Source organism: Shewanella vaxholmensis, from assembly GCF_031932135.1.
In the GTDB taxonomy this organism is placed as follows: Bacteria; Pseudomonadota; Gammaproteobacteria; order Enterobacterales; family Shewanellaceae; genus Shewanella; species Shewanella hafniensis.
The window spans coordinates 1-20,434 of sequence record NZ_JAUOEV010000002.1; the positions used below are offsets into that span (position 1 = coordinate 1).

Here is a 20,434-nt window from a genome sequence, read left to right on the forward strand (position 1 = left end):
ATTTCCCGTTTCGCGTCAAGGAGTTTTTGCAAACTTTCTCGACACTCATCAATTAGTAAACTCATTGATGAACTGTCACATCAGGCTGCTTAACGCTGTCTGCCGTGTCAGTGGATGCGCATTATAGGGAGCAGGAGATTTTGTGCAAGGGCTTTTTTAACAATCAGCGCCAAGCGAATGAATAACCACCAAACTGCAGAAATATACTGCAATATTGAGCAATATCGCTGTTTGGGTTGATAAGTCTGGCAGAAGAAATCACCTATTGCAGAGGTTTTAATAGATTGAATGGGCATAAACAGAAGTTGATAGCTATTTTTCGCTATATCTCTATCAGCAAACCTCTAAAAACGTTATGCCTAGTGTGATGCCTTACTCTTGTTTGCACCTAGCTAATGATAAGCAATGCTCAAAAGCACGAACCCTAAGGTTTATGCTCTTCTTGTTTCTCTTTCTCGAGATCTGTAACGACTTGAGTTTGTGCAGCGGCTTGGACTGAGGAGTTAGTTTCGACACTCGCCGCGACATCATCTCCTACAACGTGAGCGACTTTGAGCTTTCTCACGGTTCGAATCGTAATGATCGGGCCTGAAATCGCATATAAGTAGAAGCCGACACATAAAATCAATGCAGGTTGCACCGACACCACCACAAACACACCGACGACCAGTAAGATCACGATAAAGTTGACCTTGCCGCGCCAATCAATTTCTTTAAAGGAGTGATAGCGGAAATTGCTGACCATCAGTAAACCGGTTGCTGCCGTAACAAGGGCCGCAATCCAACTGATGTTTCTTCCATCGAGGCTGTATTGGTTACCAAGCCAAATACTGCCAGCAATAACAGCGGCGGCAGCCGGGCTGGCGAGACCTTGAAAATAACGCTTATCGGCGACGCCAACTTGCGTATTAAATCGAGCAAGCCTGAGTGCTGCACCTGCGCAATAGATAAATGCGGCCAGCCAACCAATTTTACCTAAGTCCGCTAATGCCCAATTGTAGGCGAGTAGTGCTGGCGCCATTCCGAAGGACACCATATCGGCCATACTGTCGTACTCAGCACCAAAATCACTTTGGGTATTAGTCAGTCTTGCCACTCGGCCGTCGAGCCCATCACAAATCATGGCAATAAAAATGGCTATCGCTGCGGCTTCAAAGTTAGCATTCATGGAAGCAATTACGGCATAAAAGCCAGAAAACAAACCCGCTGTGGTAAAAAGGTTCGGTAATAAATAGATACCTTTATTCTTTACTGTTTGATTTGAAGAATTTTGCATACACTTATTACGCTAGTTCGGTGAAGAGAAGTTAGCTTTCAAGATAACATATTTTATTATCATGTCGATGAGAGACCAGTTAGGGATGATTTCGATGTTAAAAGTGAACACGTTCAGCACTATGCTATGCCGCTGGTTTTGGCTCGGCCTTTTCATTGGCCCCGTTTCTGCGGGCGTTATCTATACTTGGGTCGACGAAAATGGGGTGACGCATTACAGCCAACAAGCCCCGCAACAAGAAAACATCAAAGCAGAAAAGCTCTACAGTGAAGATTTAGAGCAGGCGAAAGTGGGTTTTATCGCACCGGTAAAGAAAGCTGAAGCCACTTCTGAAGCCAATGAATTAGAAAAGTCAGCGGCGCTGATCAAAGAGAAAGATGCTAAACAGGCTCAATCCATTTGTGAGAGTGCTAAACACAATTTAGATATTCTCACGACGCACACTAAGCTTATCCGCCAAACTTCCGATTCGGGTGAATCTGTCGCTATGACAGAGGAAGACCGCCAAGCCTCGATTGCCCAGCAACAGGAAAGAATCAAACTCTTCTGTGATAAGAAGTAGCCATTAATGAAGAGCGATTAAGCTGATGCAATAAAAAAGGAGCCGAGTTAAAAACTCGGCTCCTTTCGTTTTAGTACTTGAAGCGGGAGCGATACTGACTAAGAAAGCGCTATCTCTTATTGCAAGATAGTTTATTTCAAGCTCGTTCATTCAAGAACGCTTATTTCAGTTCGCCCATTTCAACCTATCCAACTTCAAGCTTGCTGTTAACGTATCGCATTCAAACAACACACTAAGTGACTAGCGACTGGTTATTGCTCGAACACTAACTCGCCACCCGCACAGCTGACCTTGATCGGTTTACCTGGTAACAAGTCGCCACGCAGTAATTTCTGCGCCAGCGGGTTTTCGACTTCTTGCTGCAATGCCCGTTTCAACGGTCTTGCGCCATACACAGGATCGAAACCAATTTCCGCAATCAGTGATAATGCGTCGTCGGTGATTTCCAATGTATAGTCCTTTTCCGCCAAACGTTGGCGTAAGGAAGCAATCTGTATCGAAGCAATACGCTTGATATTGGCAGCATCCAATGGATGGAACACCACAGATTCATCGATACGGTTTAAAAACTCGGGTCTGAAACTGTGAGTGACCACATTCATTACCGCCGCTTTCATCTCTGCATAGGTCACTTGACCAAATCCTTCTTGGATAATGTCAGAGCCTAAGTTCGAGGTCATGATGATCACTGTATTTCTAAAATCTACAGTACGACCTTGACCATCGGTTAAGCGTCCATCATCAAGCACTTGCAGTAAGATGTTAAACACATCGGGATGCGCTTTCTCGACTTCGTCGAGCAATATCACCGAATACGGTTTACGACGAACGGCTTCCGTTAAGTAACCGCCCTCTTCATAACCCACGTATCCAGGAGGCGCACCCACTAAACGCGATACTGAGTGTTTCTCCATAAACTCAGACATATCAATGCGCACTAAGGCCGACTCGGTATCGAATAAGAACCTCGCCAGTGATTTACACAGCTCAGTTTTACCCACACCCGTTGGGCCTAAGAACAGGAACGAGCCAATCGGGCGATTTGGATCCGCCAGACCCGCGCGGCTACGACGAATCGCATTCGCGACCGCATCGACGGCTTCGTTTTGGCCTATCACCCGCTCGTGCAGCGCCACTTCCATTTGCAGTAATTTTTCGCGCTCGCCTTCAAGCATTTTCGATACGGGAATTCCCGTCGCTTTCGACAAGACTTCGGCGATTTCGAACTCAGTGACCTTGTTACGCAATAACGTCATGTCCTGCATTTCGGCTTGCGATGCCAAATCGAGCTGTTTTTCAAGCTCAGGAATACGACCGTATTGCAACTCAGACATCCGAGTTAAATCACCCGCACGACGCGCCACTTCTAAATCCATTCGAGCCTGTTCGAGATCGGCTTTAATGTGCTGAGTTCCCGCTAATGCGGCTTTTTCAGTACGCCAGATTTCGTTCAACTCTGAAGCTTTAGCTTCAACGTCACGTAATTCCTCTTGCAGATGATCAAGCCTGCGACGACTCGCCTCATCATTTTCTTTGGCTAACGCTTGCTCCTCCAGTTTGAGCTGGATAGCACGACGTTCGAGCCGGTCGAGTGACTCAGGTTTTGAGTCCATCTGCATACGGATGCTCGATGCCGCTTCGTCGATCAAATCGATCGCTTTATCGGGCAATTTACGGTCCGACACATAACGGTGCGACATAGTCGCCGCCGCCACAATCGCCGGATCGGTAATTTCCACATGGTGATGCAGCTCGTAACGTTCTTTCAGGCCACGCAAAATGGCGATGGTGTCTTCAACACTTGGCTCATCCACCAGCACTTTTTGGAAACGACGTTCAAGCGCCGCATCTTTTTCAATGTACTGACGATACTCATCAAGCGTGGTCGCGCCCACACAGTGCAAATCACCACGCGCTAACGCAGGTTTCAGCATGTTACCCGCATCCATTGCGCCTTCACCTTTACCGGCGCCGACCATAGTATGCAGCTCGTCGATGAAGAGGATCACTTGACCTTCTTCCTGCGCTAACTCATTCAATACCGCTTTTAAACGTTCTTCGAACTCACCGCGATATTTAGCGCCCGCAATCAATGAGCCCATATCGAGGGATAAGACGCGCTTATTTTTAATCCCCTCAGGGACTTCACCATTAACGATACGCTGGGCAAGTCCTTCAACAATCGCCGTTTTACCCACACCTGGTTCACCGATAAGGACGGGGTTGTTTTTACTGCGACGTTGTAATACTTGGATCGTGCGGCGAATTTCATCGTCACGGCCGATCACAGGATCTAACTTGCCTTGCTCGGCTCGCTCGGTTAGATCGATAGTAAACTTCTTCAACGCTTGGCGTTGATCTTCAGCGTTCGGATCATCCACTTTTTGGCCGCCGCGCATTTGTTCAATGGTTTGCTCCATCAACTCTTTGGTCGCGCCGGCTTTTTTCAACGCTTGCGCGAGGGCATCGCCTCCTTCTAACGCAGCTAATACAAATAACTCGCTAGAGATATATTTGTCTTTACGCTTTTGCGCCAATTTATCGCACAGGTTTAATAAACGTATTAAACCTTGGGATAATTGCACATCGCCGCCCGTACCTTCGACTTGAGGTAAGCGCTCAAGCTCTTGACTCAAAAGCGAGCGCAGCGCACTCACGCGAATGCCAGCTTGGGTCAATAAGGGATGGATTGAACCTGAATCTTGGTTCAACAATGCCATCATCAAATGCAGCGGTTCAATAAACTGATGATCACGCCCGAGTGCGAGAGACTGGGCATCTGAGATGGCAAGCTGAAATTTATTGGTCATACGATCGAGTCGCATACAGCCTCCTAAAACTCACATAGTAGAGATATGCCAATCCACAAGATATCTTGCCAATTTAGTGGCGTTAAATCAGTACCGCTAATGGAGAGATCTTAATAGGATTGGTATTACATTTCGTTAGTTAAAAGATGGGGGCTATTTAGCCAAATTCAAGCGGATAACGCGGAAATAAATATAAATTGTAGGGGAATTAACTTAAGACTTAAGCCAGATCAATGATGCCATGCGCCCCGTCACCTTATCGCGACGATAAGAGAAGTAATCGGTGTCACTGACAGTGCAGATATCGGCGCTATAAATATGCTTGATGCCGAGTAAACTCAAGCGTAATTTAGCCAAGCCAATAATATCGGCCAGATACTTGTCACCACTGGGAATAAAACACGCTGCCGCCTGTGGATGTAGGCCACAGAATGCGTGCTTCACTTCGACGCCCACTTCAAATTTTTGCGGACCAATCGCCGGGCCGAGGTAGGCAATCAACTCATCCATAGGAGAACTAAACTGCGCCGAGGTGGCCTCAATCACGCCATCACATAAACCGCGCCAACCGGCATGGGCCGCTGCCACTTCGGTTCCCGCTTGATTACACAGCAATACAGGTAAACAATCGGCGGTCATTACAGCGCAAACTTGGCTCGCAGTTCGGCTATAACTGGCATCGGCAATCGGCGTATCCTCAGCCTGAGCTAAGCTTAGCGTGTCTAAATTGAGCACATGGGTACCATGGACTTGCTCAAGCCAGACAGGTTTGGCGGTTAACGCTAATTGTTTGCAGAGTAATTCACGATTAGCCATCACCTGCTGTTCAGCATCACCGACATGCAGTCCAAGATTCAAACTGTCATAGGGATGCACGCTCACACCGCCATGACGATTTGTCATAGCGATGCCAACATTAGCAGGAACAGGCCAATCGTGAGCAAACACTTAGAGATACTCGATCGGATGCTCTACCGTGTCTTGACGCAGTGCTTTAGTCAAAATCACCATGTCTTCAGGAATTGGCGCTTGCCAGCTCATGATTTCACAACTCACTGGGTGAGCTAATTCTAGACGAACTGCGTGCAGCGCTTGGCGCTTGAAGTTTTTCAGGATATCGAAAAACTCAGGGCTCGCGGCTTTAGGCGGTTTTGGACGACCACCATACACAGGATCGCCCACTAACACGTGGCCTATGTATTCCATGTGCACACGGATCTGGTGAGTACGGCCAGATTCTAGACGTAATCTCAAACGCGTGTGGTTACGGAATTTTTCCGCGACACGGTAATGCGTCACCGCAGGTTTACCTGAGTGCAGCACCGCCATGTGAGTACGTTTAGTAAGATGGCGACCAATCGGCTCATCCACAGTTCCGCCACCTGTCATAGTACCCATAACAATCGCTTCGTATTCACGAGTGATTTCACGGGCCTGCAAAGCGGCAACTAAATGCGTTTGCGCTTCAACGGTTTTGGCAACGACCATCAAACCTGTTGTATCTTTGTCCAGACGATGCACAATACCCGCACGTGGCACATGCTCAATATCAGGACAATGGTGCAATAGTGCATTCATCAAAGTGCCATCGGCATTGCCAGCACCTGGGTGAACCACCAATCCAGCTTGCTTGTTGATCACGATAATGTCGTCATCTTCATAGACGATATCCAGATCAATGGCCTGCGCCGCGGCATGGACTTCTTCTTCGAGAGTGGCGTCTATGAGTATCTGTTGCAGCTCATAAACTTTCTCGCGGGGCTTATTAACGACAACGCCGTCAACATGAACTGCATCAGATAGGATCCATTCCTTGATGCGCGTGCGCGAGTAATCTGGGAACAACTCTGCTAGGGCCTGATCTAATCTCAGTCCAGTTTGTGTTGCCGAAATCTCGCTTTTTAGATTAATCTCTTGTGTCATAGGAACCGTATCCCCATTTAGGGGTCAAAAAATGTGTGCTATCTGTTACAATCGGATGTTTTCTATTTTATAGTGAAATGGAAAAATTCTTAACTACAACTTAAAAAGAATTGAATTCAAGTATGTATAAATTTTCCAAAGGCGTTACCTTAGTCCTATTTTCACTAGCGTTATCAGCCTGTAGCAGCAGCCCTGATGATAACGATATTGCCGCCAAAACGTCACCTGATGTGCTTTACACTCAGGCAAGAACCTCTATGGAACTTGGCAATTACTCTAAAGCTGTCCGTTCTTTGGAGGCGTTAGACTCACGCTTCCCCTTCGGACCTCACAAAACTCAAGTCCAGTTAGACCTGATTTATGCTTACTACAAAATGGACGATGTCGCTTCGGGGATTGCGAACATAGACAGATTTATCCGTCTTAATCCTACCCACCCTGATATTGACTATGTGTTCTATATGCGCGGTTTAGTGAACATGCAAGCCGACAACTACTTGTTCCACGATATGCTTAATATCGACCGAACCGATCGTGACCCTAAAAATGCTCAAGATGCTTTCAAAGATTTTGATCGTCTTATCAAAACTTACCCTAACAGCAAATATGCCGCCGATGCGCAAAAACGCATGTTAGCGTTGAAGAATCGCTTAGCAAGATATTCAATCCAAGTTGCCGAATATTATCTCAAGATGAATGCATGGAGCGCCGCAGCAATCCGAGCACAATCTGTAATGGAAACATATCCTGGCACCCCTTCAAATGAACGGGCATTAGAGATAATGATAGAAGCTTATGGCGAATTAGGTCAGAGCAAGCTGAAGCAAAACGTGCTCATGGTAATGCAAGCTAACTATCCAAACAATGAAATCTTATCAAACTAGCCGAGAATGCCCCTTTAATAGGGGCATTTTTTTGCTTTGCTAGCCAAGATAACCCATCACTGGATATTGCTAAGTCCCCAGCGTGGATAGTGGTTTGACTATTTTTAGCTCGCCACTTGCAGCGTAAATGACACTTTCGTGTAAATCTTATCCAACCGAGTCACTTTTTACGTTATTTAGTAAAAATCTATTGACTCAAAACCCGAAAAGCCTTTAAATTGCGCCCGTCGCCCGAATAGCTCAGTCGGTAGAGCAGAGGATTGAAAATCCTCGTGTCCCTGGTTCGATTCCGGGTTCGGGCACCATCTTTAAATTGGTTGCTTCAGCGACTAATGTTAGAGAACTGCAATAGGTACAGTGCAGGTGTGGTGGAATTGGTAGACACGCCAGCTTCAGGTGCTGGTGCTCGCAAGGGCGTGGAGGTTCAAGTCCTCTCACCTGTACCAAATTGCAGTTCAACGAATGAAACAAAGCATTAAGATTGTTTCTTCGGTTTTAAGATTACTCATTCGATGAAATTTCGGATAGCCATGCAGATGTGGTGGAATTGGTAGACACGCCAGCTTCAGGTGCTGGTGCTCGCAAGGGCGTGGAGGTTCAAGTCCTCTCATCTGTACCAACATTTAAACCTCGCTTAGCGAGGTTTTTTTGTATCTGAAACAAAATAAATCCTCTGTTACTCTCCCTTCTTTCCGCTGATTTGCTATACCTAATGTTACAGACTCATCGTAGGGATAGCTCGAGCTCTGCCTAAAGGACTCTTTAGTTCACTGAGGCTATCCCATATGAACGGTCTACAAATAAAACAAAAAATGTTTATCGGCATTTTGGTCCCCCTTGCAATGTTACTGACGATTGGTTTTCTCGCCATTAATATGATGGGCAATATTGAGTCGGGTGTTGAACGCATCTATAACGACAGAGTGGTGCCGCTGGATGATTTAAAAGTGATTGCCGATAAGTATGCGGTCGATGTTATCGATGCGGTCAATAAGGCGAACGCGGGTGGTTTCACCGCCTCGGAAGCGGCTGAAGCGCTAGACAGTGCCAAATCGACTATTACTCAACATTGGCAAAAATACCTATCTACCGAGCTTACCTCAGAAGAATCCCGACTCGTAAAACAAGCCGAAGTGCTGTTCTCCCCCGCGAATCAACAGATTGATACCCTGATATCGCGCTTAAGAGGATTAAACGGCGATGTTTCAAGCCAACTCTCAGCCAATATCCTGCCGCTGTACCAAGCGATCGATCCTATCAGCAACCAAATATCTGAACTGATTGCACTGCAAATCCGCGTGGCGGGCGAAGAAAAAAATCGTGTAAATGCCATTTATCAATCTTCAATCACTATTTTTGTGGCATTAGCCTGTGCCGCCATGATCATCAGTATTGTGATTGGACTCTGGGTCAATCGCAGCGTGATGAATCCCATTAATGACATCCTCGGTAAACTGAAAAGGATCCATCAAGACTCAGATCTCACCGTCAGATTCACCACTTTTAATCACGATGAGCTAGGGCAAATATCCACGAGCCTCACCCAAGTAATTGAACACTTACGGGGCATTCTTCATTCCATTGCCGAGGCGGCAACTACGGTCAACAGTTCGGCAAATGAGTTAAGTAGCTTCACCCAAGCCACCAATAAACGGATGCAACAGCAACAAGCCGAAACGGAGCAGACTGCAACGGCCATGAATGAGATGACGGCCACCGTTGCCGAAGTCGCCCAAAGCGCATCTGCCGCAGCGGATTCAGCCAAAGATGCCGATACCTATGCCGCTAACGGCAATAATATTGTGATGCAATCGATTAGCAGTATGTCGCAGCTTTCTGATCAAATTCAAAAAACGGCGCAGGTCATTGGATTCTTATCTAATGAAAGTCAAAATATCGGCCGCGTACTCGATGTGATTAAGAGCATTGCCGAACAAACCAATTTACTGGCACTCAATGCCGCCATTGAAGCCGCACGGGCGGGAGAGCAAGGTCGCGGTTTTGCGGTCGTGGCCGATGAAGTGCGAACTCTAGCGCAACGCACTCAAAAATCGACTCAAGAAATTGAGGCCATGATTGCTACCCTACAACAAGGAGTTAAAGAAGCCGTCAGCGCCATGGAAATAGGTATCAATCAAGTAGATGATGCCAATGATAAAGCCAATCAGGCGGGTCAAGCGCTGAAAGAAATTGTCACCTCAGTAGACAGCATCACCGAGCTGAATACCCACATTGCGACCGCAGCTGAAGAGCAAAGTAGCGTTGCCGAGAGTATTAATCGCAGCATTATTGCCATCAGCGATATCGCCGAGCATTCCACAGCTTCGGCGGCTGAATTAAGTGAATCTGTGATTAATTTAACTAAGCTCGCCAGCAGCATGCGCAATCAAGTGAGCGCATTTAAGCTCTAATTTTACTCAATCACCCACAAAACGACTGCAACCATTTTTGCTGTTGCAGTCAAACTCCCCTCTATTTACATCATCTGTAACCCATTGAAATAGAATATCCGTTTCATCATTTCTCGATTTAATTTCTCCTTTTATTGAACACTTCAAATGAACTCTGCCTCGTTATCGATAGCACAGATAGCGATAATCCCTATTGATTCAAATCAAATAGATCTTTAAACTCATTAAACACTCATAATATTTGCATGTTAAGGATTTTCTATGTTGGACAGCCGTACTATCCAAGTTATCAAGAGCACTATTCCCTTACTCGAATCTGCAGGCCCTGCGCTGACGACCCATTTCTATCAACGTATGTTCAAACATAATCCTGAACTAAAAGATGTATTTAATTTGGCGCACCAACATTCTGGTGGTCAGCCTGTAGCCCTGTTCAATGCCGTCGCAGCCTATGCAAAAAATATCGAAAACTTAGCGGTACTGAGTTCAACCGTCGAGCGCATTGCCCAAAAACATACGGGGTTTCTGATCAAACCTGAGCAGTATGCGATCGTCGGCAGCCATTTATTGGCAACGCTTAAAGAATTAGGTGGCGATGCGGTAACAGAAGAAGTGTTAGAAGCTTGGGCACAGGCCTATGGATTTTTAGCCAACATTTTTATTCAGCGAGAAGCACAAATTTATCAAGCGCATGCAGAGCAAGATGGTGGCTGGTTAGGTGAGCGTCAGTTTATCATTAGTGCGAAAAATACCGAGTCCGCAGTCATCACCTCCTTCATATTGACGCCCGCAGATGGCAAGCCCGTTAAAGATTTTATCCCTGGTCAGTATTTAAGTTTGAAGCTAACACACCCGAATTTGGCATATGAAGAAATCCGCCAATATTCCTTATCCGATGCACCAAATGGCACCAGCTACCGCATCAGTGTAAAACGCGAACTCGGCGGACAAGTGTCGAACCTGCTGCATGATGCGATACACGTCGGCGACAAAATCGCGGTGATGCCACCCGCGGGAGACTTTACCCTAGAAGTCGCGGCGGACACCCCCGTAGTGCTCATTTCGGCTGGTGTAGGCCAAACACCGATGAAAAGTATGCTCAATCAATTACTCAAGCTGCAGCATCCCAGCACTATCACTTGGCTGCATGCCTGTGAGCAAGGCGCCGTACACGGGTTCAAACAGGCTATCTACGCCAAGCGCCAGCAACATCATAATCTGACGAGTCATGTTTGGTATCGTGAGCCAGCCCCAACCGATAAGTTGGGTGATGATTATGATTTCGAAGGGCAAATGGAGTTAAGTAAAGTCGCCGAACAGTTGCTTCCCCACGCACGTTATTATTTCTGCGGCCCCATTGGATTCATGTCAGCCATCAAGCAACAACTACTCGCTCTGGGTGTCGCGGCTGAAAGCATGCACTATGAAGTGTTCGGCCCTCACGCCGATCTTTAATGGCATGACACGGACTTGAGGGAATTCACGCTCAGGTCCGTTTGAATGCTTAGCTTTCATTGTTAGCATGGCAAACAATAACGACAAGAACGATGAATGCTTGATGCACTTTTCTGTTCATCATTTTTAACGGATAGAAGCAACTTCAGCGGCAGTGAGCGCGCGACTTTCACCCGGTGCCAACTTTTCATCAAGCACAATATCGCCTATCGATAATCGATGCAGGCCAACAACCGGATTGCGGAACCGACCAAACATCCGCTTGATTTGATGATACTTACCTTCATGTAAAGTCACTTCAGCCACGTTATCAGCGAGGATAACCAGCTTAGCGGGTTGGGTTGTAATATCTTCAAAGCCAAAATACATCCCTTCGGCAAATGCAGCGGTGTATTCTTCGGTTATGGGATTCGCTAAGGTAACCCGATACACTTTGTCGACCTTGTGTGTGGGTGACATCAACGCATCAGACCAGCGGCTGTCATTGGTCAATAACAACAAACCCGAAGAGTTTAAATCTAGTCTGCCGGCGATATGCAACTCATCACGGGCTTCGCAATCAAGCAAATCAATCACAGTTTTATGTTGAGTATCTTTGGTGGCACTTACTACACCTATCGGCTTGTGAAGCATCACATAGACGGGCGCATTGGCCTGCAGTATTTGCTCATCGAGTTGGATGTGGGAAAACTCATCCACTTGCCAATCCATATCTTTCACTATCAATCCATCGACGCACACTCTGCCCGATAATAGCAGTTCACGCACCGCTTTACGGTGAGTGTGTAACTGGGTACAAAGATAACGATCGAGTCGGCCGCGCTTAGATTGCATAACACCACAAATGACGAAATATGAATGGGATAGCCATTCTAGCAGGATGCAAGTTCAGCTCATAGCAAGCCGAACTAGAGGGGCATCACAAAGGCTATTCTGGGCTAAATTGGATCGAACGAGGTAAAATTTGTTAAGCTAGGCGCTCAATTCATCTTACTGTGAGTGGTTACCGCATCAAAAACTTATCCGCAAGTCCCGTTTTAATACGTTCGAACCTGCTATTTTTAGCCTTGTTTTTAGTGACACTTGCGAGCTCTTTTTTCGCCCAAGCGAGCGATGCAGTCAATCCTCCTGAAGCGGCTCGCCCCTCCGCTATCCATGATAAACCGCTGGTCGAGCGTTACGTCCTAGATGAACTCAAATCCCTCAGACACGATCAACAGGATCTCGAGCGTCGTCTCACCATCGACATCACCGATCGCGAACTCGCCGTAGCTGACAAATCGATGAATTACGCCAATGTCACTGTGACTTACTTCTTCTACATCATCGCGGGTGTCGCCTCGTTAGTCGCCTTTATCGGTTGGCAATCCCTGCGAGAAATCAAAACGCACACCGCCAAACTGGCTGCTAACCAGCTGCAGAGTATTGCCGAACAATACGAAGAAAAGTTCAAAGTACTTGAGCAAGAACTCAAGCGTAAGAGCCGTACTATCACGGACAATAATCGCGAGATTGAGATCATCAATGAGATCCATAACCTCTGGCTACGGGCGCAAAGTGCGCAAACGCCAGAGCAAAAGATTGAAGTCTATGATGAGATTCTCACAATTCGACCAGGGGATTTAGAAGCCCTGACCTACAAGGCCGACGCCGCAATGGAAATGCGTGAATTTAACTGGGCACAAAGCCTGTGTAATCGCGTTCTGGAAGTTGACCCGACTAACGCCCACGCTTTTTATCAAAGAGCTTGTGCCTTTGCGTGCTTAGGGGTTGAAGATAGAGCGATTTCTGATTTAGAGCGCGCCATTCATAACAGCGCATCCTTCAAGGAACTGGCCTTAGATGAGGCGGATTTCTCACAACTTAAAGGACATGCTCGTTTCGAAACCTTATTGGCCTATCACGAACCTGAAAAGCCCTAAGCGACTAAGTTCTAAGCTCCGCACTAACGCTTGATATATGGCGTTGGCGCTCAGTGGCGTTTTACCCCATAGGTAAAGCGCCATAAATGAGCGGCTTAAGTCCCACTAGTGAGGAATAGCCTCAATCTTATATGCACAGCGGCGTGCACCTTCGATGATATGTTCTTCGCGACTCACCACCGCGATATCAGCGAATAACTGCTGGAAAAGTTGTAACTCTGAGCGGCAAAAGTTTAAACACTTAGTAGCGGCGGCGCAGATAGGACAATGATTTTCGAGTAAAAAATACACGCCATCTACCTGTTCCATCGTCGCCATATAACCTTCGTTCGAACGTAATTTCGCAAGGATGGCCAAACGTGTCGGAATATCTGTCGCCCCTTCCATAGCGGCACGATACTGAACTAACGCACTTTGCTCCCTGTGGTCGATAAGCTTATCTAAGCCTTGGTCACCAAAGATCATTTTCACCGAATCAATTAGCTGTACCGTCAATTCCTCATGACGATCGGCAAAATGACTGCGGCTTTGTTCAGTTAATCTCCAGTAACGCGTTGGGCGACCACGACCTTCAACTCTATCTTCGATGTCCACATCGCCTGCGTCTTCCAATGCCTGAAGATGTTGACGCACGCCCATCGTCGTTAACGCTAATTCCTCCGCTAAGGTTTTAGCAGTAAGCGGGCCATGTAACTTGAGCAATTGAATAATCTTATCAGTGGTTTTCATCTGAACTCTCCGATGGTAGCCAGCGCATTATCTCCGATCCAGTACCGCTTTAACAGATTAAATAAACTTTTTTATTTACTTTATCCTTTACAAGATTAAATAAAGTCATTACCTTATAAATAATTTATAAACAAATAGGTTTACTTAATGAAGTTACTCATCATCAGCACCAGCCAAAGACCCGACTCCCAAAGTGCTAAAGTCGGTCGCTACATTGCAGAAAGCAGTTTCTCATCTCCCCATGCTATGGGTTACGCCAGCATACATCACTTAGAGTTATGCCAATTTAACCTGCCGTTTTGGGATGGAGAGGAAGACAACAAGGGGGAGCACTGGCCAGAAATAGAACGAAGCGTCGATGAAGCCGATGCGCTGGTGCTTATCACCCCTGAATGGGGCGGCATGGCATCGCCACTACTGAAGAACTTTTTATTGATGTGTACTCGCGAAGAAACCGCCCATAAACCAGCACTATTAATCTCAGTATCGAACGGGATTGGCGGTACCTATCCCATCGTTGAAGTGAAGATGAATGCACTCAAAAACAACAAATTAGTGCCCATTCCCGATCACTTGATCATCCGCAATGTCAGCCATGTACTCAATGCCATTCCCGAGGGTGCCCGGGATATCGCACTCAGGGAAAGAGTGCAATACAGCTTGTATATGCTGCATCAATACGCCCAAGCATTAGCGCCCATTCGTCAACAACATGCCGGACAAGCGTACCCAAAGCAGCAGGAATACTGTTACGGTATGTAAGCGGCTTGAGATTTTAACCACCAGCAACAGACTAAAATCATTACAAGGAACGCATTATGATTCATTTAGAGCATATCAACTTAGTCGTAGACGACATCCCCGCAGCACTGCGCTTTTATCAAGCGGCTTTTCCCCACTGGCGTGTACGCGGTGGCGATAAGGGCACTTGGTACGGCAAACCTCGCAATTGGATTCATTTTGGCGATGATTATCAATACATTGCTTTTAGTGATAATGGTGAGGGAGAAAACCGAGATTTAACTGGCCATCAAATTGGACTGGCGCATTTTGCCTTTGTGACCGACAACTTAGATGCTGTGATAGCAAGATTGACCCAAGCAGGCTTCCCTATTGCCAAAGATGGCATGGAAGATCCCTATCGACGCAATATTTACTTCTTTGACGCCCATGGTTTTGAAGTGGAATTTGTCGAGTATTTAACTGATATTCCGGCGGAGCGAAATCGCTATTAGCGTAAGTCGTTATTAAAAAAGTGGCCAACTACAGCCGCGAACCGCGCGAATTGAACGGAGTGTTAGTTGCTAGATGTTAGGTGCTAGATGTTAGGAACTAGACACTATTCACTTCGCCCGGATTGCTGCTGCGCCACTATAGCCGAATCCTTATGTGCATAAAAGTGGAGTCTGAACTGGGTATCTTCAGTCAGTAGCTCCACTTTGTGCCAATACTCGGGATGAGAAATAGCTGTTTCACTGGCGCGAATGATGATTTCTTTATCTAACTCGCCCCTGCTGCCTGTATAGCCATAGAACTTTAAGCTGCCCGTTAGCACTTGGAGCTGCCCATACACACCAGCCTTAGTATTGTGCATGTGCAACAACATTTTAGGGACGTTGTCACGGCTGAAAACCGGCGTTGATTTGTAATTAACAAAATCTTTAGGGACTAAGGCCATTATGCTTTCGCACTCCTTGAGGAACTCATGGGGATCGAATAACGCTGACGACAAGACTAATATAGCCGTTGCAGCATTTCTGTCCAACTCCCAGTGTTAGCTTTATCGAAGAGATCATCCCAACATTGGCCTAGGACGCGACGCCGCACTTACCTATACTCACGCTAGCGACCTTAGCACTTTAGACATTAGCGACTTTATGCATTAGTGGCTTTATGAATTAGTGACTTTAGTTACTTTTATCACTGTAATCGCTACACTAGCCCGCATTAAGCTGCACCTAAAGTAGATGACATTATGCCGACGCCCTATTCTTACTCAACGACCTATATTTTAGATAAAGCCCATTTCGATGAGTGCTATACCCAATCTGTCGTGCCTGATCCCACGCTCAAACCTTACTACAAAGCCATAGGGTTGGCCCTGATAGGTATCGCGCTGATCTTCGCCGACATTAGCCTGTATTTAGCTTACTTCTTCGTTGGACTCGGCGTTATCGAGGCGCTCAATGTGAAGTATCACAAGGCATGGTGGTTGATGCGTCAAATGATGAGTAAAGCGGCTAGCAATGAGGTCACGCTCACCATTGATGAGCAAGGGATTCACACTCAATCTATGTCAGTAACCAGCCAAATTTTATGGACCGACATTTACCGGATTAAAGAAACTGAAAAAGGTTTCTTGATCACCCACAAGGCAGGCACGAGTTATGTATCCTCGCGTAGCTTAGATGATGCGGCTGCGGCCTATATTAAAACTAAAATCTAGTCCCGCTAAAAAACACCCATAAAAAAGGCTGATCTGCATCAGCCTTTTTCACTACTATCCATCGCTGAATCGTTACTTTTTCAATTCACCAACCGGTAAAATCGTGCGGCCATACTCATTATTGAGCACCTGCGCCATCGCAAAATAAATCGCACTCGCACCGCAGATGATCCCTTCAAAGCCAGCAATCGTGCCAATCAAGGCGCTACCCGTAAAATCACGCGCAGCCAGCAGGAAAAATAAGAGCGTCAAAGAAGCAAATACAAACTGCTTAGCTCGTGGATAACGCAAAGAACCAACAAACATAAATGCGGTGAATATGCCCCAAAGCGTTAAATACCAGCCCATAAAATACGTTGGACTCGCCGCAATGCCCGCATTAGGCATTAAGATTAATCCTACTAATGTTAACCAAAACAAACCGTAAGAGGTAAATGCCGTCGTACCGAAAGTATCGCCGCGCATAAAACACATAATACCCACAATCACTTGACCAATGCCGCCGTAAAAAATCCCCATGGCTAAAATCATAGAATCAATAGGGAAATATCCCGCGTTATGAATGTTTAACAAAATCGTTGTCATACCAAAGCCCATTAAACCTAATGGTGCTGGATTAGCCAGTTTTGTAGACACAGAGTTCCCCTAGAGAAAAATCAATAATTCAATAAAAATCAACGGCATTAACCGTCAACCTTATGTTCGCGCACCTGCGAGAGCCGCGCATTCTAGAGGATAGCCACAACCTTGGCAACGAAATCATTAAAAATGAATAAGCAGCAATAAATACCAAATAAAAACATACACTTAAAATAAAAAACATTAAAAATAAATAGAGTCGTAAGTTTGATTGGGAATTAATTCTTTTCAATTCAATCTTCTAGAAATAAAATCGGCTACAACCTGCGTCACATCGCATTTTATGTGAATTTTTATAACTTCCGCATAGATTAGTATTAAGCGCCCTTAAAACCTTAATCAGAATTAGGGCTAAAACAGCAAGAATACTGCACTTAATCGCAAATCAGTGGTTAAGGTGATGTAAGTGGCACTTTTGAAAAAAACAACTCTGGAATGCCAGATTTAGCCTATTTTAGCCTACGAAGCTAATGCAGGAGTTAAGCACGACTCACTCTGCACATAACCTTTGCACAAAGCCCTTCGCGCTAAAGCCAAACTCAACAGGTTCATCTGTTGGGAGAATGGCTAAATCGAAGTCAATGGCTCTGCACTTAGGCTGGTCATTTACTTGAAGCGAATCAAGGGAAAACAAGCTAAAAAACCTTAACCCCAAAAGGTAAAAATTATTTATATCTAAAACAGAATAGCAGTGATAAATTGCAGATGTTGGCGCAGTGGTATTAAGAGAATGCTTCTTAATCTGTAGTTAACAATACATAACTAAAGGAAATAAAATGAATAAGTTATCAGCTGTTTTCACCCTGTTGGCATTAGTAAGCTTCACGACCCTTGCTGACGACTCATCTTTACCGCCTGCGCCCGCAGCCGATATCGCTCAGCTGAAAGAAGTGTGCCAGCAGATGGCCTCTGAAGATCAAGTCGAAAATGCAGAGCTAAAACAATATGTGCTTGATTGTGTAAACGATCAGCTGACAGAAATGGGCTACAAGTCGGTTACTGAGGTTAATTAATCTTCATTCTAATCCCAACGTTAATACCACAAAAGCGCGTTCTTCAGCTTCATTCAATGCCATTCACTTGTGCGAATGGCATTATTATTTTCAAGTAACACAGCTATTCAGCTCACAATTAATATCATTTCAGTTACAGACGAAACGTATCGAATACAAAATTTAACATCCACAATTAACCGTATGAAAGCCACCAAAATAGGCTTTTAGCATGACTATCAAGGTATTGTGCGATCTACAAATTTACTATTTAATTGATAGCTGTATCATTTTGCATCCCTGCGAATGAAACCACTGTTGAATTGGGCATAAAATGCTAATCTATTTTCCTGTATTATTAACCTCAGCCCTTAATCGTTAAATCATGTATCGCATCCTTTTTATCCTCATTACAAGTTTAAGTATTTTGCCTTCTGTCGGAATGGCGAAAGAAATCTGCGCATCAGAAAATCAATGCATTGAGATGAACAACTGGGATCTCGGCGTCGCCATTGGCTGGGGACAAAAAAGCAATCCACTCAAGGATTTTGACGATATTCCACTGTTCTTTATCCCCACAGTGGCCTATTACGGCGAACACTGGTTCTTCGATAATGGTAATTTAGGCTACACCTTAGCCGAGCAAGAAAGCTTCACGTTCAATCTCGTCACCAGTTATAGCTTAGATAGAGCCTATTTCTATCGATGGGACCCATCGAATATCTTTTTAAACCGCGGCACACAAGTCGAAGCCAAAGCCATAACGAGTATGTCTTTGTCGACAGAGCCCGAACGTGAATTTAATTCTTTAGAGACGCGGAACTTCACCCTACTTGGCGGTGCCGAAGCATTCATCTATACCCGACTCGGCATTATTCGATTGGCGTACACCCATGATATGTTTAATGTTCATCAAGGTTCAGAAGCACAAATAAAATGGACCTATGGCTGGGATTACGATCGTTTCATTTTTGAATTCGCACTGGTGTTTGATTGGAAGAGCCAAGCAGTGGTCGATTATTATTATGGCGTTAGACCGAGTGAAAACGCCTATTGGAGTGAACAATATCAAGCAAAATCAGGTTGGGATAAAGGTGCGGAAATGACGGCCCGTTATATATTAACTGACAATTGGGATCTACTCTTGGCAGTTCGTTACACTCTAATTGCCGATGAGATTGCCGCCAGTCCCTTGTTAGACCAAGACTATAGCAGCACCTACTTTATCGGCGCAGCCTATAGGTTCTAACGTTAGTGACGCTGCCTCAGTTAAGCTTGCTTTGCTTTCTTGGTCTAAGCCTCGGCTTGATGGGCCCAAGTACTGCTCAAGCTAAAACTCGCGACTCGTCACTTAAACTCACACCCGAAATTTGTATTACCAGTTCAGAAACTCAGGCCTGCGACGTCTATATTGAACTGCAGTGGGAGCTCGCCAAAGATGAGCTTATCTGTATTTTGTCCGACAATGCCGCCTATCCAAAATGGTGCAGTGATTCAGTTTCAACCCATACGTTAAGCATGAAAATCCACACTATGACGGATATTCAATTTGTCATGGTGAGTAAAGACAGTAACCAAACTTTGGCTGGTGCCAAACTTAAAATCACTTCTGCATCACAACCTCAGGTTCGCAGACGTTACCGCAACCCTTGGAGTTTATTTTAATGACAAGCCCACAATCGAACCACAGAGTATTATTGGTTGAAGACGACGTTCGCCTAGCAAACTTGATTGTAGATTACCTAAAATCCCATGGTATGCATGTTGAAGTTGAACGCCGTGGCGACACAGTATTAACGCGATTAATCAATTACAAGCCAGATATCATACTGTTAGACATTATGCTGCCGGGCATGGATGGCCTCACCCTGTGTGAGAAACTGCCCGACTATTTTGCCGGCCCAATCCTATTGATGAGCGCACTTGGCTCAAGCGAAGATCAAATCAAAGGCTTAGAACTCGGTGCCGATGACTATGTGGTTAAGCCTGTCGATCCAGCCCTGTTAGTCGCGCGGATCAACAACTTACTTCGCCGTCAGAATCAGCCACCACAGGCAGAATCACACTGTCTAACCTTCGGTAAATTGAGTATCGACCCGCATACCCATGCGATTCGTCTTAATGAAACTGAAATCGATCTCACCAGCCATGAATTCGAATTGCTGTGGTTACTGGCCTCGCAAGCGGGCCAAGTGCTCAGCCGTCAGTATATTTATCAGTTGTTACTCAATATTGATTTCGATGGTAAAGATCGAAAAATTGACGTGCGGATCTCTAGATTACGTAAAAAACTCAACGATAATATTGAGACACCGTTCAGAATTAAAACCGTTTGGGGACAAGGTTATCTCTTTGCTCCTGAAGCTTGGAATAACTAAGCACAAA

At 45.6% G+C, this 20,434-nt stretch carries 20 protein-coding genes and 3 tRNA genes; 15 read left to right on the forward strand and 8 right to left on the reverse strand.

All coding sequences use genetic code 11. The features are described from left to right. Positions 1–424: 424 nt before the first annotated feature. Complete coding sequence (gene pssA / locus Q4Q46_RS02070) at positions 425–1,276, reverse strand: CDP-diacylglycerol--serine O-phosphatidyltransferase (RefSeq protein ID WP_012588345.1); 852 nt, start codon at positions 1,274–1,276, stop codon at positions 425–427. Between the two features lie 94 nt (positions 1,277–1,370). Between pssA and Q4Q46_RS02075 the strand changes: the two genes are divergently transcribed. Further along, a complete protein-coding gene (locus Q4Q46_RS02075; RefSeq protein WP_006080594.1) occupies positions 1,371–1,838 on the forward strand; it encodes a DUF4124 domain-containing protein in 468 nt (155 codons plus the stop codon). Positions 1,839–2,089: 251 nt separating this feature from the next. Here the strand turns inward: Q4Q46_RS02075 and clpB are convergent, their stop codons facing one another. The 3 genes from clpB to rluD form a co-directional block, all read right to left on the reverse strand. After that, on the reverse strand, positions 2,090–4,663 hold the full coding sequence (gene clpB / locus Q4Q46_RS02080; RefSeq protein WP_006080593.1) for an ATP-dependent chaperone ClpB: 2,574 nt from the start codon (positions 4,661–4,663) through the stop codon (positions 2,090–2,092). 198 nt (positions 4,664–4,861) lie between these two features. Continuing rightward, a complete protein-coding gene (gene pgeF, locus Q4Q46_RS02085; protein ID WP_311905095.1) occupies positions 4,862–5,596 on the reverse strand; it encodes a peptidoglycan editing factor PgeF in 735 nt (244 codons plus the stop codon). Further along, entirely contained in the window at positions 5,597–6,571 is a 975-nt protein-coding gene (gene rluD, locus Q4Q46_RS02090; protein ID WP_006080591.1) for a 23S rRNA pseudouridine(1911/1915/1917) synthase RluD, read from the reverse strand. Positions 6,572–6,693: 122 nt separating this feature from the next. On the opposite strand from rluD, the gene Q4Q46_RS02095 reads away from it, so the two are divergent. The 6 genes from Q4Q46_RS02095 to hmpA all read left to right on the forward strand — a co-directional run bounded on the left by Q4Q46_RS02095 (position 6,694) and on the right by hmpA (position 11,321). Further along, complete coding sequence (locus Q4Q46_RS02095) at positions 6,694–7,455, forward strand: outer membrane protein assembly factor BamD (protein WP_006085778.1); 762 nt, start codon at positions 6,694–6,696, stop codon at positions 7,453–7,455. A 229-nt stretch (positions 7,456–7,684) separates the two neighbouring features. Next, positions 7,685–7,760 (forward strand) — tRNA-Phe (locus Q4Q46_RS02100). Between the two features lie 54 nt (positions 7,761–7,814). Further along, positions 7,815–7,901, forward strand: a tRNA-Leu gene (locus tag Q4Q46_RS02105). A gap of 86 nt (positions 7,902–7,987) precedes the next feature. Next, positions 7,988–8,074: transfer RNA gene (locus Q4Q46_RS02110), tRNA-Leu, on the forward strand. Between the two features lie 166 nt (positions 8,075–8,240). Then, complete coding sequence (locus Q4Q46_RS02115; RefSeq protein ID WP_311905096.1) at positions 8,241–9,866, forward strand: methyl-accepting chemotaxis protein; 1,626 nt, start codon at positions 8,241–8,243, stop codon at positions 9,864–9,866. Between the two features lie 261 nt (positions 9,867–10,127). Next, the gene (gene hmpA, locus Q4Q46_RS02120; RefSeq protein WP_259586386.1) at positions 10,128–11,321 is read left to right on the forward strand and encodes an NO-inducible flavohemoprotein; all 1,194 of its coding nucleotides are present in this window, start codon (positions 10,128–10,130) and stop codon (positions 11,319–11,321) included. Positions 11,322–11,447: 126 nt separating this feature from the next. Here hmpA and Q4Q46_RS02125 read toward each other — a convergent pair whose 3' ends face one another. After that, positions 11,448–12,155, reverse strand: a complete 708-nt coding sequence (locus Q4Q46_RS02125) for a pseudouridine synthase (protein ID WP_259578530.1) — start codon at positions 12,153–12,155, stop codon at positions 11,448–11,450. A gap of 161 nt (positions 12,156–12,316) precedes the next feature. Here Q4Q46_RS02125 and Q4Q46_RS02130 point away from each other — a divergent pair, with 161 nt between their 5' ends. Continuing rightward, a complete protein-coding gene (locus tag Q4Q46_RS02130; protein WP_107946727.1) occupies positions 12,317–13,243 on the forward strand; it encodes a tetratricopeptide repeat protein in 927 nt (308 codons plus the stop codon). 105 nt (positions 13,244–13,348) lie between these two features. Here Q4Q46_RS02130 and Q4Q46_RS02135 read toward each other — a convergent pair whose 3' ends face one another. Next, the gene (locus tag Q4Q46_RS02135; RefSeq protein WP_006080584.1) at positions 13,349–13,972 is read right to left on the reverse strand and encodes a helix-turn-helix transcriptional regulator; all 624 of its coding nucleotides are present in this window, start codon (positions 13,970–13,972) and stop codon (positions 13,349–13,351) included. 147 nt (positions 13,973–14,119) lie between these two features. On the opposite strand from Q4Q46_RS02135, the gene Q4Q46_RS02140 reads away from it, so the two are divergent. After that, positions 14,120–14,734 (forward strand): NADPH-dependent FMN reductase, encoded by a 615-nt coding sequence (locus tag Q4Q46_RS02140; RefSeq protein WP_259541921.1) that lies wholly within the window; start codon positions 14,120–14,122, stop codon positions 14,732–14,734. A 56-nt stretch (positions 14,735–14,790) separates the two neighbouring features. Continuing rightward, positions 14,791–15,207, forward strand: coding sequence for a VOC family protein (locus tag Q4Q46_RS02145; protein ID WP_006080581.1), 417 nt, complete (start codon positions 14,791–14,793; stop codon positions 15,205–15,207). A gap of 104 nt (positions 15,208–15,311) precedes the next feature. Here Q4Q46_RS02145 and Q4Q46_RS02150 read toward each other — a convergent pair whose 3' ends face one another. Beyond that, positions 15,312–15,650 carry a TehB family protein gene (locus Q4Q46_RS02150; protein ID WP_311905097.1) on the reverse strand — a complete coding sequence of 113 codons (339 nt, stop codon included), beginning with the start codon at positions 15,648–15,650 and terminating at the stop codon, positions 15,312–15,314. 297 nt (positions 15,651–15,947) lie between these two features. On the opposite strand from Q4Q46_RS02150, the gene Q4Q46_RS02155 reads away from it, so the two are divergent. Beyond that, positions 15,948–16,418 (forward strand): YcxB family protein, encoded by a 471-nt coding sequence (locus Q4Q46_RS02155; protein WP_259505018.1) that lies wholly within the window; start codon positions 15,948–15,950, stop codon positions 16,416–16,418. Between the two features lie 72 nt (positions 16,419–16,490). Here the strand turns inward: Q4Q46_RS02155 and Q4Q46_RS02160 are convergent, their stop codons facing one another. Then, the gene (locus tag Q4Q46_RS02160) at positions 16,491–17,054 is read right to left on the reverse strand and encodes an acetate uptake transporter (RefSeq protein WP_006080576.1); all 564 of its coding nucleotides are present in this window, start codon (positions 17,052–17,054) and stop codon (positions 16,491–16,493) included. Between the two features lie 779 nt (positions 17,055–17,833). On the opposite strand from Q4Q46_RS02160, the gene Q4Q46_RS02165 reads away from it, so the two are divergent. The 4 genes from Q4Q46_RS02165 (at position 17,834) to Q4Q46_RS02180 (ending at position 20,427) form a co-directional block, all read left to right on the forward strand. Then, complete coding sequence (locus tag Q4Q46_RS02165) at positions 17,834–18,070, forward strand: hypothetical protein (RefSeq protein WP_006080575.1); 237 nt, start codon at positions 17,834–17,836, stop codon at positions 18,068–18,070. 364 nt (positions 18,071–18,434) lie between these two features. Then, positions 18,435–19,298 carry a MipA/OmpV family protein gene (locus Q4Q46_RS02170; protein WP_259515165.1) on the forward strand — a complete coding sequence of 288 codons (864 nt, stop codon included), beginning with the start codon at positions 18,435–18,437 and terminating at the stop codon, positions 19,296–19,298. Between the two features lie 5 nt (positions 19,299–19,303). After that, positions 19,304–19,714 carry a DUF3019 domain-containing protein gene (locus tag Q4Q46_RS02175; RefSeq protein ID WP_259515166.1) on the forward strand — a complete coding sequence of 137 codons (411 nt, stop codon included), beginning with the start codon at positions 19,304–19,306 and terminating at the stop codon, positions 19,712–19,714. Next, a complete protein-coding gene (locus Q4Q46_RS02180) occupies positions 19,714–20,427 on the forward strand; it encodes a response regulator (RefSeq protein WP_006080570.1) in 714 nt (237 codons plus the stop codon). The genes Q4Q46_RS02175 and Q4Q46_RS02180 overlap by 1 nt, the downstream gene beginning before the upstream one ends. Positions 20,428–20,434 lie beyond the last annotated feature (7 nt).

Bases quoted from the DNA above. Each gene is read 5' to 3' on its own strand.
- Q4Q46_RS02170 (WP_259515165.1), top strand. From the start codon at position 18,435: ATGTATCGCATCCTTTTTATCCTCATTACAAGTTTAAGTATTTTGCCT.
- Q4Q46_RS02180 (WP_006080570.1), top strand. From the start codon at position 19,714: ATGACAAGCCCACAATCGAACCACAGAGTATTATTGGTTGAAGACGAC.
- clpB (WP_006080593.1), bottom strand. From the start codon at position 4,663: ATGCGACTCGATCGTATGACCAATAAATTTCAGCTTGCCATCTCAGAT.
- Q4Q46_RS02095 (WP_006085778.1), top strand. From the start codon at position 6,694: ATGTATAAATTTTCCAAAGGCGTTACCTTAGTCCTATTTTCACTAGCG.
- Q4Q46_RS02125 (WP_259578530.1), bottom strand. From the start codon at position 12,155: ATGCAATCTAAGCGCGGCCGACTCGATCGTTATCTTTGTACCCAGTTA.
- Q4Q46_RS02145 (WP_006080581.1), top strand. From the start codon at position 14,791: ATGATTCATTTAGAGCATATCAACTTAGTCGTAGACGACATCCCCGCA.
- Q4Q46_RS02075 (WP_006080594.1), top strand. From the start codon at position 1,371: ATGTTAAAAGTGAACACGTTCAGCACTATGCTATGCCGCTGGTTTTGG.
- Q4Q46_RS02140 (WP_259541921.1), top strand. From the start codon at position 14,120: ATGAAGTTACTCATCATCAGCACCAGCCAAAGACCCGACTCCCAAAGT.
- pssA (WP_012588345.1), bottom strand. From the start codon at position 1,276: ATGCAAAATTCTTCAAATCAAACAGTAAAGAATAAAGGTATCTATTTA.
- hmpA (WP_259586386.1), top strand. From the start codon at position 10,128: ATGTTGGACAGCCGTACTATCCAAGTTATCAAGAGCACTATTCCCTTA.
- Q4Q46_RS02155 (WP_259505018.1), top strand. From the start codon at position 15,948: ATGCCGACGCCCTATTCTTACTCAACGACCTATATTTTAGATAAAGCC.
- Q4Q46_RS02115 (WP_311905096.1), top strand. From the start codon at position 8,241: ATGAACGGTCTACAAATAAAACAAAAAATGTTTATCGGCATTTTGGTC.
- rluD (WP_006080591.1), bottom strand. From the start codon at position 6,571: ATGACACAAGAGATTAATCTAAAAAGCGAGATTTCGGCAACACAAACT.
- Q4Q46_RS02150 (WP_311905097.1), bottom strand. From the start codon at position 15,650: ATGGCCTTAGTCCCTAAAGATTTTGTTAATTACAAATCAACGCCGGTT.
- Q4Q46_RS02135 (WP_006080584.1), bottom strand. From the start codon at position 13,972: ATGAAAACCACTGATAAGATTATTCAATTGCTCAAGTTACATGGCCCG.
- Q4Q46_RS02165 (WP_006080575.1), top strand. From the start codon at position 17,834: ATGAATAAGTTATCAGCTGTTTTCACCCTGTTGGCATTAGTAAGCTTC.